The organism is Hymenobacter sp. APR13, assembly GCF_000737515.1.
Lineage (GTDB): Bacteria > Bacteroidota > Bacteroidia > Cytophagales > Hymenobacteraceae > Hymenobacter.
The window spans coordinates 2,233,500-2,260,252 of record NZ_CP006587.1 but is presented as its reverse complement, the minus strand read 5'-3'; the positions used below and the strand labels follow the sequence as shown (position 1 = coordinate 2,260,252).

Annotated in this window: 25 protein-coding genes and 1 pseudogene; 17 read left to right on the top strand and 9 right to left on the bottom strand. The window is 64.1% G+C overall.

The window, feature by feature from the left end; translation table 11 throughout:
- Positions 1–53: 53 nt before the first annotated feature.
- Entirely contained in the window at positions 54–1,046 is a 993-nt protein-coding gene (hemB, locus tag N008_RS09380) for a porphobilinogen synthase (protein ID WP_044015527.1), read from the top strand.
- A 162-nt stretch (positions 1,047–1,208) separates the two neighbouring features.
- The gene (locus N008_RS09375) at positions 1,209–1,712 is read left to right on the top strand and encodes a GNAT family N-acetyltransferase (RefSeq protein WP_044015525.1); all 504 of its coding nucleotides are present in this window, start codon (positions 1,209–1,211) and stop codon (positions 1,710–1,712) included.
- A gap of 15 nt (positions 1,713–1,727) precedes the next feature.
- Here the strand turns inward: N008_RS09375 and N008_RS09370 are convergent, their stop codons facing one another.
- Positions 1,728–3,101, bottom strand: a complete 1,374-nt coding sequence (locus N008_RS09370; protein WP_052381373.1) for an APC family permease — start codon at positions 3,099–3,101, stop codon at positions 1,728–1,730.
- Between the two features lie 144 nt (positions 3,102–3,245).
- On the opposite strand from N008_RS09370, the gene N008_RS09365 reads away from it, so the two are divergent.
- The 3 genes from N008_RS09365 to N008_RS09355 all read left to right on the top strand — a co-directional run bounded on the left by N008_RS09365 (position 3,246) and on the right by N008_RS09355 (position 6,259).
- A complete protein-coding gene (locus N008_RS09365; protein WP_044015523.1) occupies positions 3,246–4,202 on the top strand; it encodes a cation diffusion facilitator family transporter in 957 nt (318 codons plus the stop codon).
- A 126-nt stretch (positions 4,203–4,328) separates the two neighbouring features.
- A complete protein-coding gene (locus N008_RS09360) occupies positions 4,329–5,534 on the top strand; it encodes an amine oxidase (RefSeq protein ID WP_044015521.1) in 1,206 nt (401 codons plus the stop codon).
- A gap of 5 nt (positions 5,535–5,539) precedes the next feature.
- A complete protein-coding gene (locus N008_RS09355) occupies positions 5,540–6,259 on the top strand; it encodes a phospholipase D-like domain-containing protein (protein WP_044015519.1) in 720 nt (239 codons plus the stop codon).
- A gap of 105 nt (positions 6,260–6,364) precedes the next feature.
- Here N008_RS09355 and N008_RS09350 read toward each other — a convergent pair whose 3' ends face one another.
- Complete coding sequence (locus tag N008_RS09350) at positions 6,365–8,008, bottom strand: RICIN domain-containing protein (protein WP_081910706.1); 1,644 nt, start codon at positions 8,006–8,008, stop codon at positions 6,365–6,367.
- A gap of 271 nt (positions 8,009–8,279) precedes the next feature.
- On the opposite strand from N008_RS09350, the gene N008_RS09345 reads away from it, so the two are divergent.
- Positions 8,280–8,774, top strand: a complete 495-nt coding sequence (locus N008_RS09345) for a methylated-DNA--[protein]-cysteine S-methyltransferase (RefSeq protein WP_044015516.1) — start codon at positions 8,280–8,282, stop codon at positions 8,772–8,774.
- Between the two features lie 209 nt (positions 8,775–8,983).
- On the opposite strand, the gene N008_RS09340 is transcribed toward N008_RS09345, so the two are convergent.
- Positions 8,984–9,865, bottom strand: coding sequence for an alpha/beta hydrolase (locus N008_RS09340; RefSeq protein ID WP_044015514.1), 882 nt, complete (start codon positions 9,863–9,865; stop codon positions 8,984–8,986).
- A 170-nt stretch (positions 9,866–10,035) separates the two neighbouring features.
- Here N008_RS09340 and N008_RS09335 point away from each other — a divergent pair, with 170 nt between their 5' ends.
- Both N008_RS09335 and N008_RS09330 read left to right on the top strand, forming a co-directional pair.
- On the top strand, positions 10,036–10,755 hold the full coding sequence (locus tag N008_RS09335; RefSeq protein ID WP_052381372.1) for a tetratricopeptide repeat protein: 720 nt from the start codon (positions 10,036–10,038) through the stop codon (positions 10,753–10,755).
- Between the two features lie 296 nt (positions 10,756–11,051).
- Complete coding sequence (locus N008_RS09330) at positions 11,052–11,798, top strand: hypothetical protein (protein ID WP_197062980.1); 747 nt, start codon at positions 11,052–11,054, stop codon at positions 11,796–11,798.
- A gap of 154 nt (positions 11,799–11,952) precedes the next feature.
- Here the strand turns inward: N008_RS09330 and N008_RS09325 are convergent, their stop codons facing one another.
- The gene (locus N008_RS09325) at positions 11,953–14,391 is read right to left on the bottom strand and encodes a M4 family metallopeptidase (RefSeq protein WP_044015510.1); all 2,439 of its coding nucleotides are present in this window, start codon (positions 14,389–14,391) and stop codon (positions 11,953–11,955) included.
- 271 nt (positions 14,392–14,662) lie between these two features.
- Here N008_RS09325 and N008_RS09320 point away from each other — a divergent pair, with 271 nt between their 5' ends.
- Positions 14,663–15,454 (top strand): SDR family oxidoreductase, encoded by a 792-nt coding sequence (locus N008_RS09320; protein WP_044015509.1) that lies wholly within the window; start codon positions 14,663–14,665, stop codon positions 15,452–15,454.
- A 170-nt stretch (positions 15,455–15,624) separates the two neighbouring features.
- Here the strand turns inward: N008_RS09320 and N008_RS09315 are convergent, their stop codons facing one another.
- Complete coding sequence (locus N008_RS09315; protein WP_044015507.1) at positions 15,625–16,503, bottom strand: RimK family alpha-L-glutamate ligase; 879 nt, start codon at positions 16,501–16,503, stop codon at positions 15,625–15,627.
- A gap of 239 nt (positions 16,504–16,742) precedes the next feature.
- Entirely contained in the window at positions 16,743–18,041 is a 1,299-nt protein-coding gene (locus tag N008_RS09310; protein WP_044015506.1) for an amidohydrolase, read from the bottom strand.
- A 152-nt stretch (positions 18,042–18,193) separates the two neighbouring features.
- On the opposite strand from N008_RS09310, the gene N008_RS09305 reads away from it, so the two are divergent.
- Positions 18,194–18,844, top strand: a complete 651-nt coding sequence (locus N008_RS09305) for a phosphatase PAP2-related protein (protein ID WP_052381370.1) — start codon at positions 18,194–18,196, stop codon at positions 18,842–18,844.
- 354 nt (positions 18,845–19,198) lie between these two features.
- On the opposite strand, the gene N008_RS09300 is transcribed toward N008_RS09305, so the two are convergent.
- Together N008_RS09300 and N008_RS09295 are read right to left on the bottom strand one after the other, a co-directional pair.
- Positions 19,199–19,984, bottom strand: a complete 786-nt coding sequence (locus tag N008_RS09300; RefSeq protein ID WP_044015503.1) for an SDR family NAD(P)-dependent oxidoreductase — start codon at positions 19,982–19,984, stop codon at positions 19,199–19,201.
- A gap of 178 nt (positions 19,985–20,162) precedes the next feature.
- The gene (locus tag N008_RS09295; RefSeq protein WP_044015501.1) at positions 20,163–20,978 is read right to left on the bottom strand and encodes a phytanoyl-CoA dioxygenase family protein; all 816 of its coding nucleotides are present in this window, start codon (positions 20,976–20,978) and stop codon (positions 20,163–20,165) included.
- A gap of 190 nt (positions 20,979–21,168) precedes the next feature.
- Here N008_RS09295 and N008_RS24265 point away from each other — a divergent pair.
- The 7 genes and pseudogenes from N008_RS24265 to N008_RS09265 form a co-directional block, all read left to right on the top strand.
- A pseudogene (locus N008_RS24265) lies at positions 21,169–21,483 on the top strand (WG repeat-containing protein); the annotation flags it as partial.
- Positions 21,484–21,598: 115 nt separating this feature from the next.
- On the top strand, positions 21,599–21,988 hold the full coding sequence (locus tag N008_RS23780) for a WG repeat-containing protein (protein WP_044015499.1): 390 nt from the start codon (positions 21,599–21,601) through the stop codon (positions 21,986–21,988).
- A gap of 119 nt (positions 21,989–22,107) precedes the next feature.
- Positions 22,108–22,830, top strand: a complete 723-nt coding sequence (locus tag N008_RS21530) for an energy transducer TonB (protein ID WP_052381369.1) — start codon at positions 22,108–22,110, stop codon at positions 22,828–22,830.
- Positions 22,831–22,832: 2 nt separating this feature from the next.
- Positions 22,833–23,237, top strand: a complete 405-nt coding sequence (locus N008_RS09280) for an energy transducer TonB (RefSeq protein ID WP_044015496.1) — start codon at positions 22,833–22,835, stop codon at positions 23,235–23,237.
- Positions 23,238–23,239: 2 nt separating this feature from the next.
- Positions 23,240–23,791 (top strand): energy transducer TonB, encoded by a 552-nt coding sequence (locus N008_RS21525; RefSeq protein ID WP_052381368.1) that lies wholly within the window; start codon positions 23,240–23,242, stop codon positions 23,789–23,791.
- 6 nt (positions 23,792–23,797) lie between these two features.
- The gene (locus N008_RS09270) at positions 23,798–24,259 is read left to right on the top strand and encodes an energy transducer TonB (protein WP_044015494.1); all 462 of its coding nucleotides are present in this window, start codon (positions 23,798–23,800) and stop codon (positions 24,257–24,259) included.
- Positions 24,260–24,355: 96 nt separating this feature from the next.
- Entirely contained in the window at positions 24,356–25,891 is a 1,536-nt protein-coding gene (locus N008_RS09265) for a hydroxymethylglutaryl-CoA reductase (RefSeq protein WP_316963311.1), read from the top strand.
- A 90-nt stretch (positions 25,892–25,981) separates the two neighbouring features.
- Here the strand turns inward: N008_RS09265 and N008_RS09260 are convergent, their stop codons facing one another.
- Positions 25,982–26,515 (bottom strand): hypothetical protein, encoded by a 534-nt coding sequence (locus tag N008_RS09260; protein ID WP_044015491.1) that lies wholly within the window; start codon positions 26,513–26,515, stop codon positions 25,982–25,984.
- Between the last annotated feature and the right edge of the window lie 238 nt (positions 26,516–26,753).

The window sequence follows — 26,753 nt, the reverse complement described above, 5'->3', positions numbered from 1 at the left end:
AACCTTACCTTTGCGCCGGTTGTTCTCTCCCGTCTTATCAACTGACTTTCCGTATGCCCCAGCTCCCCACGCACCGCCCGCGCCGCAACCGCAAGTCGCAGATTATCCGCGACATGGTGCAGGAAACCCGCCTGACTACGCACGACTTCATCTTCCCGCTCTTCCTGATTGAAGGCCACAGCCAGCAGGTGGAAATCCACTCCATGCCGGGCATGTTCCGGTTTTCGGCCGACAAACTCATCGACGAAGTAGGCCGCTGCGTGGAGCTGGGCATCCAGAGCTTCGCGCCGTTTCCAAGCATCAACGATGGCCTGAAAGACCGGCTGGCGCGCGAATCGGCCAACCCCGACGGGCTTTACCTGAAGACCATTGCCGACATCAAGCGGCAGTTTCCGGACGTGGTGCTGATGACTGATGTGGCCATGGACCCCTACTCCTCCGACGGCCACGACGGCGTGGTGGATGCCGAATCGGGCGAGATTCTCAACGATGCCACCCTGGAGGTGCTCGGCCAGATGGCCCTGGCCCAGGCCCGCGCCGGCGCCGACATCATCGGCCCTTCCGACATGATGGACGGCCGCGTGGCCTGGATCCGGGAGGTGCTGGACAGCAACGCCTTCAGCCACGTGAGCATCATGAGCTACACGGCCAAGTACGCCTCGGCTTTCTACGGCCCGTTCCGCGACGCGCTGGACTCGGCCCCCAAGAAAGGCGACAAGAAAAGCTACCAGATGAACCCCGCCAACCGCCGCGAGGCCCTGCGCGAGCTGGCCCTCGACGAAGCGGAAGGTGCCGACATGGTGATGATCAAGCCGGCTCTAAGCTACCTCGACGTGATTCGGGAAGTGCGCGACAACACCCACCTGCCCGTGACGGCCTACAACGTATCGGGCGAGTACGCCATGGTGAAGGCCGCCGCCCAGAACGGCTGGCTCGACGGCGAGAAAACCATGATGGAAGTCCTCACCAGCATCAAGCGCGCCGGCGCCGACGCCATCCTCACGTATTTCGCCAAGGAAGCCGCCGAAGTGCTGCGGCGCGGGTAGCCTGAGGGAGAAAGTAAAAACAGAACGTCATGCAGAGGCGCAGCCGAAACATCTCGCGTGCTGATGTTGGAGTGGTATCTCAACATCAGCACGCGAGATGCTTCGGCTGCGCCTCTGCATGACGTTCTTTGCTTCACCACTGTCCACCGTAAACTTCTCACAATGCTCCGCCTCGCCACCGCCGCCGACCTGCCCGCCATTCTCGACCTCATCCGGCAGGTAGTACCGCTGATGAATGCGGCCGGTAACTGGCAGTGGACGGCGGAGTACCCGAACGAAGAAGTCTTCCGGCGCGATATTGCCCAGGGCCACCTCTGGGTGGCCGAGTTGGACGGCCGCGTAGCCGCCGTGGCCGCCCTCACCCACAACGACCAGGATGCCGAGTACGCCCAGGCCGACTGGGACGCCGACGAGCCGGCTCTGGTCACGCACCGCCTGGCCGTACATCCGCAGGCGCAGGGCTACGGCTTGGCCGCCGCGCTGCTAACCCAGGCCGAGGTGCTGGCGCGGCAACAGGGCCTGCGGGTGCTGCGCGTAGATACCAACTCCGAAAACCAGGCTACCCAGCGGCTTTTCCCGAAGCTGGGCTACCGCTACGCCGGCGAAATCACGCTGGCGTTCCGGCCGGGCCTGCGGTTTTTCTGCTACGAGAAGTGGGTGGAGTAGCGGCCAGCACTCCAGCTACCGCCCGAACGGCCAGCGGCCCAGCCGGCGGCTCCAGAGCAGAAATGCCCCCACCCCGGCCCCGATAACGGCCAGCCCGGAGAGCATGAACTGCGGGCCGGTGCTCCAGAACACCCACAGCCACACGGCCACCGCCAGCACCACCGGCAGCGGGTACAGCGGCATCCGGAACGGCAAGTGCGCCGTGCCGTTGCGGCGGCGCAGCAGCACCAACCCCACAGCCTGACCCACGAACTGCACCAGAATCCGCATGGCCAAAATGGCTGAAATGACTTCACCCAGCCGGAACAGCAAGCTAAACACGAAGCCCACACCGCCCAGAATCAGCAACGAGACGTGCGGGAAGTGTTTTGTGGGGTGGGTTTTGGCGAAGATGGGCAGGAACTCGCCGTCGGCCGCCGCGGCGTACGGAATGCGCGAGTAGCCCAGCAGCACCGCAAACAAGGAGGCAAACGCCACCCACAACACCAGCGCCGTAGCGGCCTGCGCCGCCAGCGGCCCGTAGATCTTCTCCACGAAGCTGCTCACGATGAACTCGGAGTGCTGCGCCTCCTGCCACGGAATAACAGAGCCCACGCTCCAGTTCAGCAGCAGATACAGCGCCATGATGCCCAGAATACTCAGGAAAATGCTGCGCGGAATCACGCGCTGCGGCTCCTTTATTTCGCCGCCTAAATGGCACACGTTGTAGTAGCCGAGGTAGCTGTAGATGGTCTTGACGGTGGCCTGGCCCATGGCGGCCGAGAGCAGCACGCCCGGCAGCGCCGATACGCCGCCCTCGGGCAGCCACGCCACCGGCACCGTGGCGTGCGTAACGCCCCCGAAAATCAGCCAGCCCATCAGGCCCAGCACGCCCATCCACAGCATCACGCCGAGCTTGCCGATGTCCTCGATGCGGCGGTAGAGCAGCGCAATCAGCAGCAGCACCACCGTGCCCGACACCAGCTTAGGCTGCCACCACTCGGTAAGCGGCACCAGGTAGCCGAAGTACTGCGCGAAGCCGATGGCGCCCGAGGCCACTACCAGTGGCGCCTGCACCAGCGTCTGCCACACGTACAGGAACGAGAACAGCCGCCCCCACTTCTGCTCGCCGTAGGCCAGCTTGAGGAAGCGGTAGGAACCGCCGGCCTCGGGGTAGGCCGCGCCCAGCTCACTCCAGATCAGGCCGTCCACGAGGCTAAGGCCCGCCCCCACCAGCCAAGCCAGCAGGAAGTTTGGGCCCATAAACCCCATCACCAGCGGCAGCGTCACGAAGGGCCCGATACCCACCATGTCAATCATGTTCAGGGCCGTGGCCTGCACCAGCCCCAGGCGGCGGCGCAGCGGGGCAGTGGTTTCGGAAGTAGCAGCGGCGGGGTCGAGGTCGGGCATACGCGGGGAATGGAGCTGTAAAAGTCGCAGAAACGAAGAATGTTCGCCGCCACCTCTTCTACGCTGCCGAACCGACTACCAGTCCCTGTATTTCCAACCTCAATCCGATGCGGCGCGTACCAGCAGGCACACGCACTTTACCTTATGTCTACCGGTTCTTCGAAGATTGCCATTTACGGGGCCATTGGCGCCAACGTCGCCATTGCCATCAGCAAGTTTGTGGCGGCCTTTTTCACCGGCAGCTCGGCCATGCTGTCTGAGGGCATTCACTCCCTCGTGGATAGCGGCAACGGCCTGCTGATTCTCTATGGCGTGAAGCAGTCGGAGAAGCCGGCCGATGCCCGCCACCCGTTTGGGCGCAGCAAGGAGCTGTATTTCTGGTCGTTGATTGTGGCCGTGCTGGTGTTTTCGGTGGGCGGCGGCATGTCGTTCTACGAAGGTATCGAGCACCTCAAGCACCCCGCCCCCATCACCGACCCCACCTGGAACTACTGGGTGCTGGGCCTCTCGATGCTGTTTGAGGGTATTTCCTGTTTTTTGGCGTTCCGCGAGTTCAACAAAACCCGCGTCGACGCCGGCTTCTGGGCCACGCTGGGCCGCAGCAAAGACCCCTCGGTGTTTGCCATCCTGATGGAAGACCTGGCCGCGTTGGTCGGCCTCACCATTGCCCTGGCCGGCGTGTACTTCGGGCACGCCCTCAACAACCCGTACTTCGACGGCGGCGCCTCCATCTGCATCGGCATTCTGCTGGTATCGGTGGCCATCTTCCTGATTTACAAAACCAAGGGCCTGCTGGTGGGCGAAGGCGTAGACGATGAAACCCTCGACAGCCTCGAAGCCATTGCGCGGCAGCAGCGCGGCGTGGAGCAGGTGCGCCGCCCCCTCACCATGTACATGGGCCCGCACGACGTGGTGCTGGCCCTCGACGTGGAGTTCCACGACCACCTGTCGGCCGTGGAGGTGGAACAGGAGGTTGATGCGCTGCAGGACGCCATCCGGGCCAAACACCCCGAGTTCAAGCGCATTTTCATTGAAGCCAAAGGGCTGGCCGGCAAGGAGCGCGGCCCGCTGGGCAATGCGTCGGTGTCGCCGCAGATTTAGCGGCGGGCGGGGCCGGCGGCGAAGCTCTGCGCTAACCCCACCAGCGGTTTTGCGGTACACAAGGCGGTACGGCCATCCTTCCGGGGCGGGCCGCACCGCTTTTTTCGTTCACCAACCCGCGCTCCTATGTCTGTTGCTACTGCCCGCTCCAATCCGTTTCACTCCTTCTGGATGGCCGGCTACGAATGCACCGACCAGCTCAACGCCTTCGGCCACCGGGTTGATTTCTTGCCCCTGACCGGCCACCTGCAGTTCATCGACGACGACTACCAGGCCCTGCACCAGCACCAGCTGGGCACCGTGCGCGAGGGTATCCGCTGGAGCCAGATCGAGAAAACGCCTTATCAATACGACTGGAGCGCCGTGCGCCAGATGCTGGCCGCCGGCCAGCGTCACGGCATCCAGCAGGTCTGGGACATCTGCCACTTCGGCTACCCCGACGACCTCACGCCGCTGCACCCGCTGTTTGCCCGGCGCTTTGCGGCGCTGTGCCGCGCCTTCGTGGCTTTCTACCGCGAAGTGCGCCCCGAGGGCGAGCTGATTGTGACGCCCATCAACGAGGTGAGCTTTATGAGCTGGCTGGGCGGCGACGTGCGCGGCACCTCGCCCTACTGCGTGGGGCAGGGCTGGGAAGTGAAGCGCGGTCTGATGCGGGCCTACATTGAGGGCGTGGCCGCCATGCGCGAGCTGGACCCCGGCGTCCGGATTCTGACCACCGAGCCGCTCGTGAACATCATGCCGCGGGCCGGGGCCAGCCGCCAGGAGCGTCAGCGCGCCGCCGAGTTTCACGACAACCAGTTCCAGAGTGTGGACATGCTGGCCGGGCGACTGTGCCCCGAGCTGGGCGGCCGCCCCGAGTATATCGACATGCTGGGCTTCAACTTCTACTACGACAACCAGTGGGAGCTGGACCCGCACTGCCGCATTCCGTGGGCCGACGAGCCCGCCGACCCGCGCTGGCAGCCGCTGCGCCACCTGCTGGCCGCCGCCCACCGCCGCTACAACTGCCCCGTGGTGCTCACCGAAACCAGTCACCCCGGCCAGGACCGCCCCGGCTGGATCCGGATGATTGGCGAGGAATGTGCCGCCGCCCTGCGCCTGGGCGTGCCGCTGTGGGGCGTGTGCCTCTACCCCATCGTAGACCGGCCCGACTGGGATTTTCCGGAGCGGGAGTGGCACCGCTCGGGCCTCTGGGATGCCGTGCTGCGGCCCGACGCGCCCCCGCTGCGGGTGCTGCACGCCCCCTACGCCGAGGCCCTGGCCGAAGCGCAGCAGCTGGTAGCTGAGGCCGCGCCGGAGCTGGCGGGTTCGGTGGCGCTTTCTCTATCTTAGGCCGCATGAACCCACGGCCCGACTCCCCCACCGACCTGCTCCAGCACTTCCAGCGCGCCTTCGCCGATTCCACCCTCTCGCCCGAAGAGGCCCGGCAGCTGCGCCAGCGCCTCACCGAGCGCGCCCAGCACCCGGCCGGCCTCGCCGATTTGCGCCACCGCCTGTTCGGGCTGGCCCGCGACCGGTTCAACAACTTTCAGGACAAGGCCGTGGTGGAATGGCTGGAAGCGGCCAGCGCCCTGCTGCTGCCAGCTCCCGCACCGGCGGCAGCCCGCGCCACGCACGCCGAGGTGTTCTTCAGCCCCAACGACGACTGCGTGGCGGCCATCCGGCGGTTTCTGGGGCAGGCCGCGCGCCAGCTCGATATCTGCGTGTTCACGATTGCCGATGACCGCCTGACCGACGCTGTGCTGGCCGCCCACCGGCGCGGGGTGCGCGTGCGCCTGCTCACCGACAACGACAAGCTCCACGACCGGGGCTCCGACGTGCGCCAGCTGCACGCCGCCGGCCTCCCCATCCGCGTCGACCGCACCGACAACCACATGCACCACAAGTTCGCCGTGGCCGACAACCGCACCGTGCTGACCGGCTCCTATAACTGGACCCGCTCCGCCGCCGAGTTGAACCTGGAAAACCTGCTCATCAGCGACGACGAAACGCTGGTGAAGCGCTACACCACTGAGTTCAACAAGCTGTGGGACGCCCTCGAGGAATTCCGGGGCTAGGTCAGCCCCCGCATCACCAACCCAACGAAACAGCCCGCCCCGGATATGGTATCCGGGGCGGGCTGTTTCAGTGAAGGCAGAGAATCCTTACGTAGGGCGGGGCAGCTATTTAGCAGCTTCCGGCTCCGGCGTAGCTTCGGGGGTGCCCGCGTTGGGGCGGCGGATGCTCACCATCTGGCGGGTGGTGGAAGCGCCTACGGTCAGGTTGAGGTTGTAGTCGCCGGAGGGCAGGCCCGTGAAGTCGATGGTCTGGTGGTGCGAGCCGGCCGTCTGGCGGCGGTAGTCAGACACGCGCACGGCCGAGCCGCGCTGGTCGTAGAGCACCCAGCCCATGGGCTGGTCCTGGCCCAGCTGGTAGGCCATCTGCACCACGCCGCTGGAGGGGTTGGGGTACACACTCAGGCGGTTGGCACCCGTCACGGGCACGTCGGCGGGCGGGCCCGCGAACTGCTGTTGCTGCTGCGCCACGGCCTGCAGCTTCCATTGCTGGTTGGGCTTGCTGGCGTAGCGGCGCTGCTGCAGGCCGCCTTCTTCCTCGGTGCCGGCCGTGAGGGCCTTTTTGCTGTGCTTGGCCGTGAGCTTGTAGTAGCCGTCGCCGGCGTCTTCTATTTTCCAGAGCTGATTATTGCCGCTGTAGTAGGGCCACAAGCTCAGGGGCGCGCCGTTGGACGTGGAGCTGCCCAGCACCTCCATCACTTTGCGGCTGCCCTGCACCGTGAGCTTGTAGAAACCGGCCCCGGCTTCCTCAATCTGCCACTGCGGAGCCCCGGCGGGCGCAGAAGCCAAACCCGGCTCCTTGGATACGGGGGCTTCGCCCTGCACTTCCAGGGGCTTGCCATCGGTGCGGCCCATGATGGTGAACACGCCCGGAATGCCCAGCGTCTTTGCCAGTGCCTCCGGCGCCGGAGCCTCGGCTTTCGCGGGCTTGGCCGGGGCTGGCGCTTTGGCTACGGCCGGCTTGGCCGGCGCGGCGGGCTTGGCGGCCACCGTAGCTTTGGCAGCGGCGGCTTTCGCGGCAGCCGCTTTGGCCGCATCGGTTTTGGCGGTGGCCTTGGCAGCAGCGGCAGCCGTAGCTTCGGCATCGGCTTTGGCCTTGGCCTCGGCTTTGGCGGCGGCCTTATCGACGGCGGGCTTGGTTTCCGGCGCTGGCGGCGGCGTGATGGCCACCGGCGGCGCCGCTACCGGCATGCCCGGGCCTTCCAGCGGATACAGATACACGGAGGGCACCGTCTGGGGCCCCTGGTTGGGGCGCACCCACTGCAGGCGCACGGTGGCTTCGCCTTCCTGGTCGTAGTATTCCACCTTGATGGTGGCCCGCTCGCCAGCGGCCAGGCTTACCTCGGCGCTGGTGATGGTGGTGGTGCCCTGGCCGCTCCAGTTGTCGAGGATCTGCTTGCCGTTCACCCACAGGCGTACGCCGTCGTTGGAGCGGGTGATGAACTTGTAGCGGCCCGTGGCGGGGGCTTCCACCTGCCCTTCCCAGCGCACTGAGAAGTTGTCGTTGCGCACGCCGGGGGCCGGAATGCCTTCCTTCCACTCGAAGTCCACTACTGCATCTACGCGCCGCAGCAGCGGCGTGCCGGCCAGCGAGCCATTGTTGAAGTAAGAGCCGGTGAGGCCCGTGCCTTCGCCCACGCCGGCAGCGGCGGGCGCGGTAGGCGGGCCGGCCGGTCCCGAAACGGCGGCTCCGCCCCGTGCTGGGGCCGTAGAGAGCAGGCCGGCTACAAAACAGAACAGTAGGTGTCGCACAGTGCGTTAGGTATAAAAATGAATGAATTGCATGCATCATGCATAAGATGAAGTAGCAACTGGGAATCATTATTTCCAGCTGCCGCTTGCCGCATGCTGAAGCAATATAAAGCATTCTTTTTCCACCTGCATTGCCGGGCTCCGGACAACCTGTTCATTTCCAATTTTTTCCTCCGTATAGTCCATTACCGTCAATATTCCGTGGCTGGGAGGTGATGAGCAGGCTTTTTTTGCATTTTTGCCCTTTCCCTTCTCGCTTCAGCTCTGGTCTATGAATGACACGCAGGCCTACCTTTCCACGCCGCTCGGCTGCCTGCGCCTGCAGGGCTCCGATGCCGGCCTGGCCGTCGTAGAATTTCTGGAAGCGGACGCCGCGCCGGCCCCTACGCCCCCGGCCGCCGTGGCCACACCGCTGCGCGAAGCCCACCGCCAGCTCCAGGCCTACTTCGGCCGCGAGCTGCGCGACTTCCAGCTCACCTACGACGTGCAGCAAGGCACCGACTTCCAGCGGCGGGTGTGGGCGGCGCTACCGGCCGTGAGCTACGGCCGCACTGCTTCCTACCTGGATCTGGCCCGGCAGCTTGGCAACCCCGGCGCCGTGCGGGCCGTGGGGGCGGCCAATGGCCAGAACCCCTTGGGGCTGGTGTGGCCCTGCCACCGCATCATCGGGGCGGGCGGGCAGCTCACGGGCTACGCCGGCGGCCTCTGGCGCAAGAAGTGGCTGCTGGATTTCGAGCAGCCCACCGTGCAAACGGCGCTGTTTTAGGGCTTAGGGCTTAGGGCTTAGGGCTTAGGGCTTAGGGCTTAGGGCTTAGGGCTTAGGGCTTAGGGCTTAGGGCTTAGGGCTTAGGGCTTAGGGCTTAGGGCTTAGGGTGTATGTGAAAGGCCCCGCCGGGTTACGGCGGGGCCTCTTTTCTTTCTGTTTATTTGAGCATAATCACCAGGCCCTATTACCTAATCACCAATCCCTATTCCCTAAGCACCTATAAACTTCAGCAGCTCCTGGTAGATGATGTTGTGCTGGAAGTAGAGCTGCAGCACCATGGGGGCGTGTTTTTTGCCGGGCAGCACGGTCAGCTGCGGCTGCTGGCCCAGGCTCTGCAGCTTGCTCACAAACTTGCGGCTGCTGCTACTGATGGACGGATACGTTTCGCCGCCGATGAACAGCCGCATGGGCGGCGTCTGGGCCGTGACGTGGTACATGGCCGACACCTCGCGCCACACGGCCGGGTCTTGTCCGAACGGCACCAGGTACTGGGCGTCGCCGGGGTACTCCTGCTTCTGCAGGTAGTCGTACATATCGAGGCCGGCGGGGTCATCGAGCAGGACGCCTTTGACGGGGTTCCGGGGCCAGCCGTGGCGGGCCAGCAGGCGGTTGTCGGCAGCCAGCAGCGCGGCCAGGCCGGCACCGGCCGAGTGGCCCATCAGGAACAGGCGCTTGGGGTCGCCGCCGTATTCGGCAATGTGCTGCGCGGTCCACGCCACGGCGCGGGCGCAGTCGTCGGCCATCTGCGGCACCTGCACGGCCGGAGCCAGGCGGTAGTTTATTACCACGGCCACCACGCCCTGCTTGGCCAGCCGCCGCCCGATGAAGGAGTAGAAGTTCTTGTTGCCGCTGTTCCAGCTGCCGCCATGGATGAACACCACCACCGGATACGGCGCCGCAGCTTTCTTCTTGGGCGTGTATACATCGAGGCGGTGACGCTCGGTATCGAAGGTAGGGTCGGAGGCGGGCACGTAGGCCACGTTTTGGGTGCGGCGGCTGGGGCGGGCGGTGGCGTATTCGTTGGCCAAACCCAGCAGCAGGGGCAGCACCAGCAGAGCCGGCAGATAGAGCCAGCGGCGGGAAAAAGACATAAAAGCAGAGAAAAAGCAGGGCCGAACCGGCCGCGCTTTGCACCTACGCAGCCAGGCCCTGCCCGGATGCCACCCCGCTGCACACCAGCGCCCGGCCAGCCGGCGTTATATTTGCCGGAAGCCCCTGGCTGCCAGCCGGCGGCTTCTTCCTTCGTTCTTCTATTCTCTCCATGAAATACACCGTTTACGCAGCCCTGGGGCTGCTCACGCTGCTGGCGGCCCCAGCCCACGCCCAGCGCAAAGTCAAAGTGAAAGGCGACGCCGCCGTGGCGCTGAGTGCGGCCAACCGCCTGCAGCCGCTGTTCGGCGGTGCCACCACGGCCCAGGCTGAGGCGCTGCTCGGAGCCGGCTACGTGGACAAAGTGGCCGCCAGCTTTGCCTCCCGTGAAGAAGCCAGCCGCTTTTTGTCGGGCAAGGGCTACGAGTACCTCTCGGAAGGCCTCGCCGACACGGCCGCGTTCCGCTTCAACCTCGCCTGGCTGCTCGACGCCAAAAATCCCGACGTGTACCGCGGCCTGGGCATCGTGGCCAGCCGCCAGCCCACCCCCGACCAGGCCATTGCCCTGCTCACGCAGGGCCTGGCTTTGGCGCCCACCGACGCGCTGATGCTCAGCGACCTGGGCTCCAGCCATTTGATTCGATACGAGCAGACCCAAAAGAAGAAAGACCTCACCACCGCCACCGACCTGCTGCAGCGCGCCCTCGCGGCCAGCCCCGACAATGCCATTGCCTGGCAGCAGATGGCCCGTGTGCACTATCTGCAGCAGGACTACGCCAAAGCCTGGGAGGCCGTCCACAAAGGCCAGGCCCTGAGCATGACCAGCATCGACTTCGACTTCCTGACTGAGCTGCTGGCCAAGATGCCCGACCCGCAGGGAAAATTCAAGTAAGCTGTGATAGGGTGATGGGGTGATGGGGTGACACGTGAAAGGTGACACGGGACAGGTGGCAGGTGGCGGGTGACGGGTGACGGGTTACACGTCACTGGTGAAGGGGTGATATGCGCGGCTGGGCGGGAAAGTAACGCGCGCGGAAACCTATTTTCAGACCAAAGCCGTACTTGCTTGCGTTGTAGGCTTGCCGCTGCCCCAACCGCGCCAGCAAGCCTCTCCTCTACCCCGTCACGTGTCCCGTGTCACCTGTCACGTGTCACCTCATCACCCCATCACCTCATTACCCCCACTGCGTGAAGCGTCTTGTGCTCCTTTCTTCCTTAACGGCCAGCGTGCTGCTGGCCCACACCGCCACCGCGCAGGATGGGCCGGAGCGTCGCCGACGCTACTACAGCAGCCAGGCGCGGGCCTACTACCGGGGGCCGGTGCGCTTTACGGTGGGCGGCGGCGCAGCATTCTACAACGGCGACCTGGCCGGCAACTTCTCCGATAATCTACCGGGCCCCAGCGCCAGCCTGGGCGTGCTCTACCTGCTGCGCCCGCGGCTGGTGATAGGCGGCGAGGCCACGTACTTTCAGGTTGGGGCCAAAGATCAACTGCCGGAGCGCGGCCTGGCCTTCCGGGGCCGCAACGTGAGCGGCGTCACGTTTCTGCGCTATGAGTTGCTGCGCGACGAAAGCCAGTTTGCCACGCCCAAGCGTCCGGCTTCCCTGATCAAGCCCTACGTGAAAGCCGGCGCCGGCTTCCTGCTCTACAGCCCCAAAGCCTACCGCGGCACGCTGCGCCCCGACGACCGCACGAACTACCTCGAATCCGAGCGCAACGACTACCCTGCCCTGGGCTTGGTCGCGCCGGTGGGGTTTGGAGTGGTGTTCCGGCTCACGCCGCAGCTCAACGCCACTGCCGAAGCCTCCTACTACTTCACCTCCACCGACCAGCTCGACGACATCAGCCCCGTCAGTGGCCGCTCCAGCTCCAGCCTCAACGACGGCTACGGCCTGGCCGAAATCAAACTGGAATACGCCCCCTGGGGACGGTAAAGCATCTTCCACCCCCAGTCTCCTGGCTCGATGCCGCCTGCTACGAGCGTGCCTTGCTCCGCTGCGCTGGTGCAGAACCAACAAAAAAAGGCCCGTCGTAAGACGGGCCTTTTTCAATTCGCGGTCAGCAATACCTGCTGCCTGAGCGAGTCATCTATTGCTTGATGAAGCGCTGGTGGAACACTTTCTGGCCGTCGGTGGCGGTAAGGGTGTAGATGCCCTTGGCCAGCGCCGATACGTTCAGTTGGTCGCCGGCTACCTGCACGCCGGTTACTTTGGCGCCGCGCAGGTCGGTCAGCATTACGGACACCAGCGGGGCGTTATCGGGCATGATGATGCGCACCATGTCGGAAGCCGGGTTAGGGTACAGCTCCAGGCCGCGGGCCGGAGTGCCCTGCGTGAGGCCCATGCTGCCGCCAGCCGTTACGCCGGCAACGGCCGCGCCGCCCGTGATGTTCACCGTGTAATCTTCGGTTTCGCCATAGCTGTAGCTGTTGCAGCTGGTTGTGGCCGAGGCGTCGCTCATCACTACGCGCAGGCGGGTGGCGCCGGTGCGGGCCGTGGTTGGCACCGTGAACGTGCTGGTGAGCGTAGCGGCCGAGTTGCTGCTGCGGCTGGCTACCAGCTCGCCGGCGTCGGTGAAGTCACCGTCCTGGTTGTAGTCGATGTACACCTTCCAGTACTCGGTGTAGGCCGTCGAGGTGAAGCCGGCCGAGTAGCTGATGGTCTGCGACGAGCCAGCGGCCAGCGACGTGCTGGTGGCCGTGCCATTGTAGTAGCCGGCGTCTTTGCTGGAAGTACGGGCGATGGTGCCCAGCTTCACGTAATCAATCCACTCATAGGCTACGTTGTTGCCTTTGCTGGCGCAGTACGTAACCGTGGTGGGAGGAGGCGTGGTACCACCGCTGTAGGCAGCGCCTACCCCTACGGCAAACCAGGCGTTGGTCACGGCCTGCTCTTCGGCCGAGCCGGCGCCATACAGGTCTTTGGCTGCCTGGATGGAGCCCGTGCGGGCCGCCGCGTAGTTGGACGAAGCCGTGAGGTACACGGTTTCGGTGCGGTAGGCAATGCGGCCGGCCTTGTCGATGCCGATGCCGGCTACGCTGAACACGTTGCCGATGTCGTTGGTGCCGCTGCCGCCCACGGCCAGCCGGTAGAACCAGTGGTTGAGTACGCCCGAGTTGTAGTGCACCCCGCCGTTGTCGCCGGTGCCGGTGTACCAGCTGGTACCTTTGTAAGTGTCAGGCTGGCCTTCGGCGTTAGGGTTGCTCATCGAGCGCAGCGACGGCCGCACCTTATCGATGTCTTCGCCGATCAGCCAGGTTTGCTTGCTGGCGTCTTTGTAGTACTCCACGCAGGCACCCCAGATGTCGGAGAAGCCTTCGTTGAGGGCACCTGACTCGTTGGAGTAGGTGAGGTTTGCCGACGACGAGCACACAGCGTGGCCGATTTCGTGGGCTGCCACGTCGAGCGAAGTCAGCGGGTCGAAGCGGGTGGCGCCGTCGCCGTAGGTCATGCGCGTGCCATCCCAGAACGCGTTTTCGTAGCCCACGCCGTCGCCAGGCGTGTTGTCGAAGTGCACGTAGCTTCTGATGGTGGCGCCGGCGTTGTTGTAGGAGTTGCGGTTGTGGACGTTCTTGAAGTAGTCGTAGGTGCTCTGGGCGCCGTAGTGCGCGTCGAGGGCGGCGTTGTCGAAGTTGGCGTTGTTGTACTCCGTCCAGCTGTTGTCGGCGTCGGTGAAGTCGACGGCGGCCGTATAGCTGCTGCCCTTCTTGCAGTTGTAGGTCTGGATGCCGTTGCCGCGCGTTACGTCGTGCAGGCGGAAAGTGCCGTTGAAGCTGTCGGTGGTGGCGGTTTTGGTGCCGCTGTACTTGGTGGCGAACGTGCCGGTGGCGGCGGCGTGCTTGATGATGTCATCCTTGAGCACGACTTCGCCAGTGTGCGCGTCGACGTAGATGAAGGCGCGGCTCAGCGGAGCCTTGGCGTACACGTTGAACTTCCAGGCCAGCACCGGCTTGCCAGCTTGTTGCGGGCTGGTGCTGCGCTGGTTTTCCACTACCACCAGCTCTCCCTGAGGGGCGTAGGTGGCAGCGGCGTTGTTTTCCTGCTGGCGCAGGCCGGCTTCCTCAGCAGCATCCTGCCACATATAAGTGCGGGCACCCACAAAGGCCAGCGCCCGCGACAGCGCGGCGGCGGCGTCCAGGGTGGGGGTGGTGCTCAGGCCGCTGATTTTCTCGAAGTGGCCGTTGAGCACTTCCACACGACCCTGGCGGGCATGCACCGAGTAGGTGCCGTGCTCCACTTTGATGCCTTTGTAGAATTGCTGGTACTTCTCGTGGACGAAGCCCAGCTCGTCGGTTTCAGTTTTCAGCAGGGCCAGCTGATCGGTAGACGCGAGCTGCAGCTGCTCGCGCAGCGCGGCCTTGGCGTCGCTGAGCCGGTAGGCGGCACCTTGCACATTGAGCTCAATCAAAGACGGCATTCCCTTCTCATCAAGCTCCTTGCTCTTCACCCGGGAATAATCCTGAGCCAACGACGAAGTGGTAAGGCCACCCAAGAGCAGAAGGGTGGCAGCAGAGTATTTGTTTAGCATACGGAGTGGTTGTGAGAAGTGAGAAGTGCAGATTGCCTTATTTCAGCCAGGCAGTCTGCTAACTTACGTTATTTTCAATTAAACCGTATTTACTCTATCAAATTATTTTTTAAACATCCTTTTATCTGAAAACCTTATAAATGACGATATACTCATTTATGTCAACTTAATTTTGTTTTAATCCAAAATTTCTCTACCCAACTGCGTCCCTGGCTGGGCTGGGCTGCGTAGAGGCTTAGGCGTATCATCTCTGTTTTCTGCTATTTCCCTCATGGCTGTTTCCTTCTCCTCTTCTGCTTCTTCCCGCTGGCGCCTCGATGGTCAGCTGGCCATCGTCACGGGCGCCTCCAAAGGCATTGGTGCCGCCGTGGCGGCCGAACTGCTGGGCCTGGGCGCTACCGTGCTGGCGGTGGCCCGCCAGGCACCCGACCTGGAAGCCCAGGTGGCCGACTGGCGCGCCCAGAATCTGGCCGCCTACGCCATAGCCGCCGACGTAAGCACCGCGGCCGGCCGGCAGCAGGTGCTGGAGGCCGCGGGCCGGCTTGGCCCGGCTCTGCATATTCTGGTGAACAACGTGGGCACCAACATCCGCAAGCCCACCATCGAGTACAGCCCCACCGAGTACCAGCACCTGCTGGCCACCAACATGGAGTCGGTGTTTGGGCTGTGCCAGGGCGCATATCCGCTGCTGCAGGCGGCTGGCGGCGCCAGCATCGTGAATGTGTCGTCGGTGGCGGGGCTCACGCACGTGCGCACCGGCTCCATCTATGGCATGACCAAGGCCGCCATGAACCAGCTGGGCCGCAACCTGGCCGCCGAGTGGGCCCCGGCCGGCATCCGGGTGAATACGGTGGCGCCGTGGTACATCCGCACGCCGCTGGCCGAAACCGTGCTGCGCAACCCCGAGTACCTGGAGCAGGTTCTGAGCCGCACGCCGGCCCGCCGCGTGGGCGAGCCCGAGGAGGTGGCCGCCGCCGTGGCGTTTCTGTGTCTGCCCGCCGCCAGCTACATCACCGGCCAGACCCTGAGCGTGGACGGCGGCTTCAGCGTGAACGGTTTCTGAATCACGGATTTTAGCGAATTAGCCGGATTGGTCGGATTTTGTGGACGATTCTGTTCTGCTTGGTTCTGCCTTGATTTCCTATTCGTTTCAAACAGAAAGGGCTTGCCACACAGCAAGCCCTTTCTGTTTGAAACGAATAGGAAATCGACTACAAAATCCGACTGATCCGGCTAATCCGCTGACATCCGTGCTAAGGCCTGGCTGTAGCGGGTGAGGCTGTGCTCGTCGGAGGCCAGGTAGAGGAAGGGCTCGATAAGCTCCAGCTCCATGAGCAGCAGCTCGCCGTTGGCATCTACGCCGTCTACGCGGGCGTAGAGGCAGTTTTTGGCGAAGTCGCGCACGATCTGGTCGGCGGTGGTGCGCAGGTGGGCGGGCGCCTCCTGGGGCTCGATGCCGCCGCCGAGGTAATGCTGCACCCGGAAGTCGCCGGCCTTGGGGGTTTTCAGCACGCAGTGGCTGAACTCGCCGCCCAGGTAAATGAGCGACCATTCGCCCTGGGTTTGGATTTCGGGCTGGAAGGGCTGGGCCAGAAAGTCCTCGTGGCGCAGCAGTTCGGTGAGCTCCGACGCGCGGCGCAGGGCTTCCGGCAGCGTGAGGTCGAAGGTGTTTTTGGCGCCGCCGCTCACGGCCGGCTTCACCACCAGCCGCTCGGTGCCGAGGGCTTCAAACACCCTTTCGGCGTCGAAAGGGGTGCCTGTGGTGAGCCAGTGCGTGGGCACGATGCGCACGCCGGCCTGCTGCATGTCGAGCAGGTACTTCTTGTCGGCGTTCCAGCGCACGGTGGCCACGGGGTTGAGCAGGCGCACGCCCAGCGCGTCCAGCCGGTTTAGCCAGGCGTAGAACTCCTGCACCCGGTCGAAGTAGTCCCACGGCGACTTGAGCACCACGGCGTCGTAGCTCAGCCAGTCCACGGCGGGGTTGCTCCAGATGCGGGGCTCTACATGGTGGCCCTGCGCCCGCAGGTGGCGCGTGAGCAGGTTGTCTTCATCATCGACGTTGGGAGCCGCGTATTGCGCCAGAGTTTCGCAGGTGACGAGGGCGATGTTCATTGTGAGGGGTGATGGGGTGAATCGTGATGAGGTGATGAGGTGATGGGGTGAATCGTGACAGGTGACAGGTGACAGGGAGAAGTTGGCAAGGAAGAGCTTCTGCGTGGAGGCGTCGATGGGGCAACGTGACGCAGGCGTCAGCACGCGAGATGCTTCGCTTCGCTCTGCATGACGTTCTTTTTCACCTGTTGCCTGTCACTTGTCACAATTCACCTCATCACCTCATCACGATTCACGACTCACTTTTTCATGGCCAGATAGTCGGCGGCGAGGGCGGCCAGGGTGCGGACGCCGAGGGTGAGGCCGCTTTCGTCGATGAAAAAGCCGGGCGTGTGGTGCGGAGCGGTGGTAGCGGCGTCCTTGCCTTTGGGCATGCCGCCCACAAACAGGAAGAAGCCGGGCACTTTCTCTTGATAGTAGGCGAAGTCCTCGGCGCCGGTGACGGCCTTCTGCAGCACCACGTGCTCGGGGCCGGCCACGCGGCGCAGGGTGGGCAGCATCTGCTCGGTGAGGCGCACTTCGTTGAAGGTCACGGGCGCGTAGTTCACGATGTCGACCTCGGCGGTGGCGCCGGCGCTTTCGGCAATGTTGGTGGCCGTACGGCGCACAGCGGCCCAGATTTGCTGCTGCATTTCCTTGTTGAGGGTGCGGATGGTGCCGGTCAGCTCTACCTGCTCCGGGATGATGTTGTTGCGCACCCCGCCGTGCACCATGCCCACGGTCAGCACGGCCGCGTCCTGCGTCAGCTCAGTCTGGCGGCTGATGATGGTCTGCAAACCCACCACAATCTGCGCCGCCGTCACCACCGGGTCCACGGCCAGCCACGGGTACGCGCCGTGCGCCGACTTTCCCTTCACCTTGATGGTAAACACGTCGGACGAGGCCATAGTACCCTCGGGGCGGTATTTGAGGGTGCCTACCTCGGTCTGGGCGTTGATGTGCACGCCGAAGATGGCGTCGACTTTGGGGTTGTCGAGCACGCCTTCCTGCACCATCAGCTTGGCGCCGCCGGTCACGCCGGGCAGGGAGCCTTCCTCGGCGGGCTGAAAGATGAACTTCACGGTGCCGCTGAGGTCTTTTTTCATCTCACTGAGCACGTTGGCGGCGCCCAGCAGCATGGCCACGTGGGTGTCGTGGCCGCAGGCGTGCATCACGCCCACTTCCTGGCCGTTGTACTGGGTGCGGGCCTTGGAGGCGAAGGGCAGCGTGGGGCTTTCCGTTACGGGCAGGCCGTCCATGTCAGCGCGCAAAGCCACTACGGGGCCGGGCTTGCCGCCGCGCAGGATGCCCACCACGCCGGTGCGCGCCACGCCGGTCTGCACTTCCAGGCCTAGCCGCTTCAGCTCCGCCGCAATGATACCGGCCGTGCGGGTTTCCTGGTTGCCCAGCTCGGGGTGTTCGTGCAGGTCGCGGCGCCAGGCAATCACCTGCTTTTCCTGCTGGGCAGCCAGCTTGGCAATGCGGGCATCGAGGGCGGTGGTTTGGGCCGACGCGGCCAGGGGCAGCGTGAGGGCAAGTACGGAAAGCAGGCGATTCATAAGCTACAGGCTGAAATGGGCCGCAAAAGGTACAACACGCGCGCCGGAGTGCCCCGGCATAGCGCTTGGTTTGTGGGCGTACCTGCCCCAATAAACTCCCGAGCGTACAGCAGGCTTGGCAGTGCACGCCGGCGAGGCTGTACTTTTGCCGCATGCCTGCTCCTACCGCCGATTCTGCTGCTGCCTCCCTCCCTCTACGCTGGCCCGCTGCCTGGCGCACGCCGGGCTTCCGGGCGCGGCTGCTGCTGGTACTGGCGCTGCTGCTGGCACTGCTGGCCGCGTTGCCGCGCTTCTTCGCCTACATCCAGGCCCGCCCCGGCGTGGTGCTGCCCGACCCGCTGCTGGCCGCCCTGCCCGCCCACGACGTGTCGGGACTGGTGTTCGGGACAATCTACCTGAGCGTGGTGACGGGCTTGTGGGTGCTGCTGCCGCGGCCCCGTCTGCTGCTACGGGCGCTGTGGGCGTATCTGCTGCTTCATGTGTGCCGCTGCCTGCTGCTGTGGCTGCTGCCGCTGGAGCCACCCGTGAGCCTAGTGCTGCTCCAGGACCCGCTCGTGGACCAGCTGGTATACGCCGCGCCGGCGCCCATCACCAAAGACCTGTTTTTCTCGGGCCACACCGCCACCGTAGTGCTGCTGGCGCTGGCCGTGGGCCGGGGCCGGCTGCGCACTGTGTTGCTGGCGGCGGCGGCCGTGGTAGGGGCGCTGGTGCTGGTGCAGCACGCGCACTACACCTACGACGTGCTGGCCGCGCCGCTGTTTGCCTGGGGCTGCTACCGGGTGGCTGGGCGGATTGTAGCATAGGCTTCAGCCTGTGCCGGTTCCGCGCCCTCCGACTCTCTATCAAACAGAAAGGGAAATCAGTTCTGAAAACAAAGCCCGTCTGGCAAACCTAGGTTGCGGAGCAGCTGCATAGCCCCGGAGGGGCAGTATGTGGGTAGAAGTATCGCCGAAAAAATGCCGTAAGCCCCAGCGGGGCGACACCTTGCCCGCCTGGTTCAGGTGTCGCCCCGCTGGGGCTTTGTTCTATTTATTGACCATGATGCTACCAATATGCCGCCCCTCCGGGGCTACGCAGTTGCTCCAAAACCTGGGGTTAGCAAGCTGGCCTTAGAGCTGGAGCCGCTCTATTTTGGAGAGGGGTTGGGGTAAGGTGTCTTACTTCAGGTGCTTTTCGTAGATGCCGGCCGCAATCTTCTCGGTCAGCGACTTGGGCACCAAGCCAGTGAGCTTCGAGGAAATCTTGTTCAGCGCGCCCGGAATCAGCTCGGCCTCGCCGGAGAGCATGGCCTCGATGCCAGCCTGGGCCACCTGCGCGGGCGTCATGGATACCTTGTTGGCGGTTTCCTGCAGGCCGGCGCTCATGCCGGCGCGGTCGGCGAAGTCGGTGGTGGTGGCGCCGGGGCTCAGGCAGGTGACCGACACGCCGGTTTCGCGCAGCTCGTAGCGCAGGCCGCGGGAGAAGCTCAGCAGAAACGCCTTGCTGGCCGCGTAGAGCGTGAGCGTAGGCACGGCCTGGTAGGCGGCGGTGCTGGCTACGTTCAGGATATAGGCCCGGGGCTGCCGGCGCAGCGCCGGCAGCAGGCGGTGCGTGAGGGCCACCGGCACGTGCATGTTCAGCTGCAGCATATTCTGCTGCTCTTCCAGGGCCAGGTCCTCAAAGCGCCCCCACAATCCGTAGCCGGCATTGTTGACCAGCACGGCCAGCTCCTGCGTCTGGCTGCCGGCCCACGCTGCCACAGTTTCCACGGCGTGCGGCGCGGCCAGGTCCTGGGTTAGCACGGCGGCCTGCACCTTGAACTGCTGCCGCAGCTCGGCGGCCACTTCTTCCAGCTGCGCCGAGGAGCGGGCCACCAGCAACAGGTTGTAGCCGCGGCGGGCCAGCTCGGCGGCAAAAGCGCGGCCGATGCCGCGGGAGGCGCCGGTAATGAGAGCAGTAGGCATATGGTAGTGGAATGGAAGTGGTCCTACGAATTCCGCGCAGCGGTTCGTAGGACCACTAAGATGGTAAGGATCTTATGAACCGCTGGGCGGCAGCTCGTCTGAGCGGTGACGTGCGGGAGGGTAGTGGTCTTACGAACCGCTGCGCGGAATTCGTAGGACCACTTTCAGCAATCCGACTCTACTTCACCAAGTGCAGAAAACGCAGGTAGAACGGCGTGGGGCTGTTTTCGTGCTTGGGCTGGTACTTGCCGGCCACGATGGGCACGTACATCACGCGGCGGCGCGACACCTCCCCTACCAGCGGCGACTGCGCCACGCGGTGCCACATGCGGCCGTCGTGCACGGTCAGGTCGCCGGGCTCGGTTTCCACAGCTATTTCGTGCGGGTCGGGGCCCACGTCTTTGTAGTATTTTTTGCGGAACAGCATTTCGCGCAGCGGCTGCTGGTGGGTGCCCGGAATCAGGCGCAGGCCGCCGTTGGTGGCAGGGGTGCCGTCGAGGTGGAAGCCTACGTTGAGCATGGGGCCGATGCGCTTGCCGTAGAATACGTCGCGCAACGAGTCGGTGTGCCAGCCCATCTGCGAGAACTCCGAGCCCGGCACGTTCACGTAGTGGTTGATGACGAGACCGTCCTTCTCGTTGATGCCGACGCGGCCGCCGGGCGCTTCCAGCAGTGGAAACAGGGCCCGGAACCGGGCATCCTCCAGAAAGTCGGCCAGCACGGGGCTGTAGTGCGAGGCAAAAGCGAAGCGCTGCACAATGGGCGCGCCATCCACGTCTTTGCCGTATTTGATGGGCACGCCGTTTACCTTCTGCACCCCTTCGGCCAGCCACTGCTGCTGCACCGCCTCGGTGGCGCGCAGCAATTCCTGCACCTGCTCGGGGCTGGCAAAGGCACGAAAATGAAGGAAGCCGTGCTGTCGGAAAAAGGCTTGCTGCTCAGCCGTGAGCGTGGCCCCTAAAGTAAACCGCGGATAAGATTTCAAGGACGTCATAAGAACCCAGGCCGCCTGAAAGCGGGCCTGCGGGGGCAAAGATACGAGGGGAAGATGGCGCACCTCTGATACGCAAGGAAAAACGACCACCTGAGTAGCCGCTAATCTGCGCCGGGCGGCGTGAAGAACAAGTGAATAGCAACCGCCGGGGCGCGCGCAGGTTTTCGGCGCCCCTCGTACCTTCGCCGGTATGCCTGGCTATCAGTTACTCCCGTTTTCGTTGCGCCGGCCGCTGTGGGCGGTGGTGGGACTGCTGCTGACAGCCGAAGCCGCCGCCCAGACATTGCCGCCGCCCAGGCTGGTACCGTTTCGGCAAGGCAGCCGCTTCGGCTACGCCGACCTCTCGCGCCGCCTGGTGCTGCCCGCCCTCTACGACGACGCCGGCCCCATGGTGAACGAAGTGGCCTGGGTGCGCCGGGGCGCGCTCTACGGCTATATTGATGGCAGCGGCAACCCCGTGACGCCGGTGCAGTACGCCGCCGCCGGCACCTTCGGGCCCGACGGCCGCGCCACCGTGGTGCTGGCCGCCGACACCTTCGCCATCGGCCCCGACGGCCAGCGCCTGACCGGGCCCGCCGCCCCCGACCCCCGAAACCGACTACCTGGAGCAGGGCGACCTGGTGCGCCGCCAGGGCAAGGTGGGCTTCCGCTTCACGAGCGGCTCCAGCACCGTGGTGCCGCCCGAGTACGACGAAATCCGGGACCTGCACCACGACGGGCTGCTGCTGGTACGCCAAGGCGCCAAATGGGGCGTGCTCAACGCCAAAGGCCGCCTCACGCTACCGCTGGAGTATGACGCCATCCGGGCCACGGCGGCCAACGGCTTCGTGCTGCCGGTGGTGGAGCAGGCCGGCCGCTTCGGCTACCTCGGCCCCGACGGCAAGCTCCTGACGCCCATCAAATACGCCACCGCCGCGCCCTTCGCGCAGGACGTGGCCCGCGTAACCACCGCCACTGGCCAGCCCGGCTACCTCGACAGCCGCGGCCGGGAGTTCTGGGACGACAAGTAAGCGCCGCTGCTCGGTATGCCGGCGCCAGTCCGGCGGCTGAAAAAAGCCGCCGGACCGGCGCCCGCAATAATGCGGCGCGGAAAGCGTATTTTTCAGGAGCTATCTATTCCCTCCTGCCTATGCTACCGCTGCCCATCCTCAATGTGCACCTGCAGCCCTGCTCCGAAAACTGGCAGCAGATGACGCCCACCGCTCAGGGCCGCCACTGCGCCAGCTGCCAGCGCACGGTATTCGACTTCACCGACAAAACTCAAGCCGACCTCGAAGCCGCCCGCGCCGCCTCCCCCGACGGCCGCCTGTGCGGCCGGTTCCGGGCAGAGCAGCTGGCCCCGCCACCCCGCTTGCGCCCCAGGCTGCGGCGGTTTCTGGTGGCGCTGGTGCTGGTGTGTGGCTTAGGTTTGACGAGCCAGCAGGCTATAGGCCAATTTCTTACTCGTGCAAAACCTCCTACAACAGAGTTTCAGTCCATTGCCGATGCTACAGCAGAAGCATTAGGGTTAGAGCCTGTATCAATCTCTCGGACGCGGGAGTATCCTATGACTGGATTCATAACAACCGAACCCATGCCGGTTTTCCCAGGCGGACAGGATTCTCTGATGGCTTACATGAAAAAAACCCTGCGCTACCCTGCTTCCGCGAAAGCAGAAGGCAGAATGTTCGTCAATTTCACCATCACGAAAACAGGGCACATCACGCAGGCCAAAGTGCAGAAAGGTATCGAGCCCGCTTTGGACGCCGAAGCATTGCGGGTGGTGCGTCAAATGCCCCGCTGGATACAGCCGTCCCGGCAGCGCCCGATAGAAGTGAGCTACACGCTGCCCATCACCTTCAGCCGGAAGTAGCCATGAAACTGCTGCTACTTCTGCTGCTGTCGGCGCTTCTGGCTTCGCGCACGCAGGCGCAAAGCCTCCGCCCGTTCGGCCCGCCGGACGACCCGCTGTGGCACTGCTTTGCGTGCAGGTATCCGGAATATCTCGACGGGGGATTTGAGGGGATGCTGCGGGCAATCGGCCAGAACGTGCGCTTCCCGCAGCAACTGCAGCAGGGTGGCCGGGTATTCGTGCAATTCACCGTCAGCGAGCAAGGGCAGGTGCGCAATGCCGTGGTGGCGCAGTCCTTCCGGCCCGATGCCGATTCGGCCGCCGTACAGGCCGTGCGGCGGCTGGGAGCGTTCAGGCCGGCCCTGGATGCGCAGGGCCGGCCCATTGCCGTGAAGCTGACGGCACCCATCCACTTCAGCCGGAAATAGCCATGAAACTGCTCCTACTCCTGACGCTGCTGTGCCTGCTGAGTGGCGAGGCGTGGGCACAGGTGAAGCAGGCAAATACGCCGGCCGCTGCTCAGCCCCGACAAAAGCAGGCCCAAAAAAAACCGTTACCCGGCAAGCCGCATATCGAAAACCCAAACCTGTCTACAGTCACCGTGGTAAGTGACCATGGGCAGCAGGTGTATTGTCTGAAAGACACCACAAGCCGAACCACGCCCATCATCTACAACTACGTCAGGCAGATGCCGGCTTTTGTGGGTGGGCACGAGGCCATGATGGCGTTTTTGGGCAGAAACCTGCGCTGGCCCGAAAACAGCGGACGGATTTGTGTCGAGGGACGCGTGTTTGTAAACTTTATCGTCGGCAAAGAAGGGCGCTTGCGGGAGTTCAAGGTGCTGAAGGGCCTTCACCCACTATTTGATGCCGAAGCGTTGCGCGTAGCCCGGCTGCTGAATGGACGGTTTACGGCCGGCACCCAGGATGGCCGCGCGGTGGAAGTGTATTATACCGTCCCGGTTACCTTTCGTATCAAATAGCCAGTCATGAAACTCCTGCTACTTCTGCCACTGGCTCTGCTTCTCCAGCACCACGCCGCCACCGCCCAAATAACGCCCTACACGGATATTGATACCACAGGACTGACACGCAGCCGGCCACCCGAACAGTTTACGGCCCGCGCGGCAAACCAGTGCTTTCAAATGACGACCACCTTGCCGGAGTTTCCGGGCGGGACGCAAGCCCTGACGCGCTTTGTGCAGCAACAGCTACACTTTCCACCGCTGTTTCTTCGCCTGAACGTAGAAGGCTGGACGGGCGTAAACTTTCTCATCACTGCCAGTGGGCATATAAGCCAGGCAACTGTCTACCACAGCTTACACCCTGCCTGGGACGAAGAAGTGCTCCGGGTCGTTGGCTTGCTCGATGGGCGTTTTAAGCCAGCAACTTATAATGGAACCCCAAGGGATGCCTCGTATTCTCTGCGTGTACCCTTTTCTATAAAGTAGACCGGCCGTTCTTCTTCTACCAAAAACCTTCCTATTTTCCCCGACCCGATTCCTCACTCCAACCGCGCCCGCCCTATGGTCTTCACGCCCAGCCCTATGCTTCTCAAGCTGCTTTACACCCGCGGCAGCCTGCACAACACGCCCGAAGGTGTGGCCTTCAGCATCAAGAACCGCCTCGATACGGTGCGCATCACCCGCATCGACTATGTGCAGCTGGATGGCGTGAAGATTGGCGTGGAGCAGATTGCGCTGGATTTGGGCGAGGGCGACGTGCGGCCCGCCACCATCTTCAACGCCGACAGCGCCGGCTACACGCTGCCCGTAGGCCAGGCTGCTACCTTTCACCTGGCCACCGAACACCTCAAGGAAGGCCTGCATACGGTGCAGGTGCAGTTTGCCGCCGACCCCTTCGGCGACCTGAACGTGGAGGTGGAAGACGCCATTGCCGCCCAGCCCGACAAGCGTACCCGCATCCCGCGCTCCGACCAGGACGACTACTCCGACGACGCCATCCGGGCCCGTCAGCAGTTTGCCGAGGAGTTTTCGGGGCAGCAGTTCCAGCATCTCAAGCACTACTCCTTCGATGCCCACGACCTGCAGGGCAACTGCGAGCATTTCACGGGCGTGGCCCAGATTCCGGTGGGGCTGGCCGGCCCGCTGCGCGTGAATGGCGAGCACGCCGACGGCGAGTTTCTGATTCCGATGGCCACCACTGAAGGTACCTTGGTGGCCAGCTACAACCGCGGCATTCAGCTTCTGAACCTGTGCGGCGGCGTGAAGTGCACCGTCATCGGCGACGCCATGCAGCGGGCCCCGGTGTTCGTGTTCGACGATGCCCGCGGCGCCCGCGACTTTGGCAAGTGGGTGGAAGACAACATCGACCTGATTCGGCCCGAAGCGGAAAGCACCTCCCGCGTGGCCAGGCTGCAGTACATCGACACCTACCTGAGCAACAAGTTCGCCTTCCTGCGCTTCAACTACAGCACCGGCGACGCGGCCGGCCAGAACATGGTGGGCCGCGCCACCTTCGCGGCCTGCTCCTGGATTCTGGAGCATTACAAAGGCGCGCCCATCCGCCACTTCTACCTCGAATCCAACTTCGCCACCGACAAAAAAGCCAGCCAAATTAACGTGATGCGCACCCGCGGCAAGCGCGTGGTGGCCGAGGCCGTTATCAAGCGCGACGTGCTGCAGCAGCGTATGCGCGTGACGCCCGAGCAGCTGGCCTACCACGGGCAGGTCAGCAACGTGGGCGCCTTCATCTCCGGCGCCAACAACAACGGCGCGCACTCGGCCAACGGCATCACGGCCCTGTTCATCGCCACCGGACAGGACGTGGCCAACGTATCAGAATCCTCAGCCGGCGTGCTCTATTCTGAGGTTACGCCCGAAGGCGACCTGTACATCAGCATCACCATCCCAAGCCTGATTGTGGCTACGCACGGCGGCGGCACCGGCCTGGCCACCCAAAACGAGTGCCTGCGCATGCTGAACTGCGTGGGCCGCGGCACGGTGAATAAGTTCGCCGAAATAGTGGCCGGCGTGGTGCTGGCCGGCGAGCTGAGCCTGGGCTCCGCCATCAGCAGCTCCGACTGGGTGAGCAGCCACGAGCAGTACGGCCGCAACCGGTAGCTTTTGGAGCTGCAAGCCAGTAAGCCGTAAGGGGCAGGCTTCCGCGTCATAGCACGGAATGCCTGCCCCTTACGGCTTACGGCTTGCGGCTTACGGCTTGCGGGCTTTCACCTTGAAGCGGGAGTCGGCGCGCAGGGTTACGTTCTGGCCCAGCGGCTTCACCACGTCCACCTTGGTGGTGAGCATGTAGGAGTCGCCGCGCAGGAACACGTCCAGCTTCTGGTTGGCGGGCGTCAGCTCGATGCTGGTGGCGCCGGTGGGCACGGGGTTGAGCGAGGCCAGCAGCACCTGGTCGGAGCTGTTGGCGCTGGTGCTGATGTAGACTTCTATGCGGCGCAGGAAATCGAAATTCTGGCCGGTGGGGCTGGTGATGGTGAGGGCCAGCCGCTCGAGGGTCACGTCCTGCACGTAGTCGGCGGAGGTGTTGTTGTTGGCGTAGGTGGCCCGGCTGGTAGAGCTGACGGCCACCGGCGACAAGGGGAAGAACTGCCCCAGCGGCACCGTGGCGGGCACCGTGATGGTCTGGGAGTCTTCCACCGTGAACTCCAGCAAATCCAGAATCTTCTTGCAGCCCAGCGTGAGCAGCAGCGCCGCCAGCGGCAGCAGCAACAGGATTTTCTTCATGGTCGTTGAATTTTACCGCGGTTAGCGGATTGGGGCCGGTTTTAGCGGATTGTCCGGATTTTGTGGACGGCCCGGTGTAGCACAGGCCGGTGGCGACTGGGTGGTGTGGCATAGGCTCCGCCGCACCGTTGGCCGTTTCGTGGCAGCCTTTGCCATAATCTGCCAGCCCATCTGACACACGGCACAGGCTAAAGCCTATGCTACACCGCCCAATTCACAAAATCCGTGAACCGAAGGA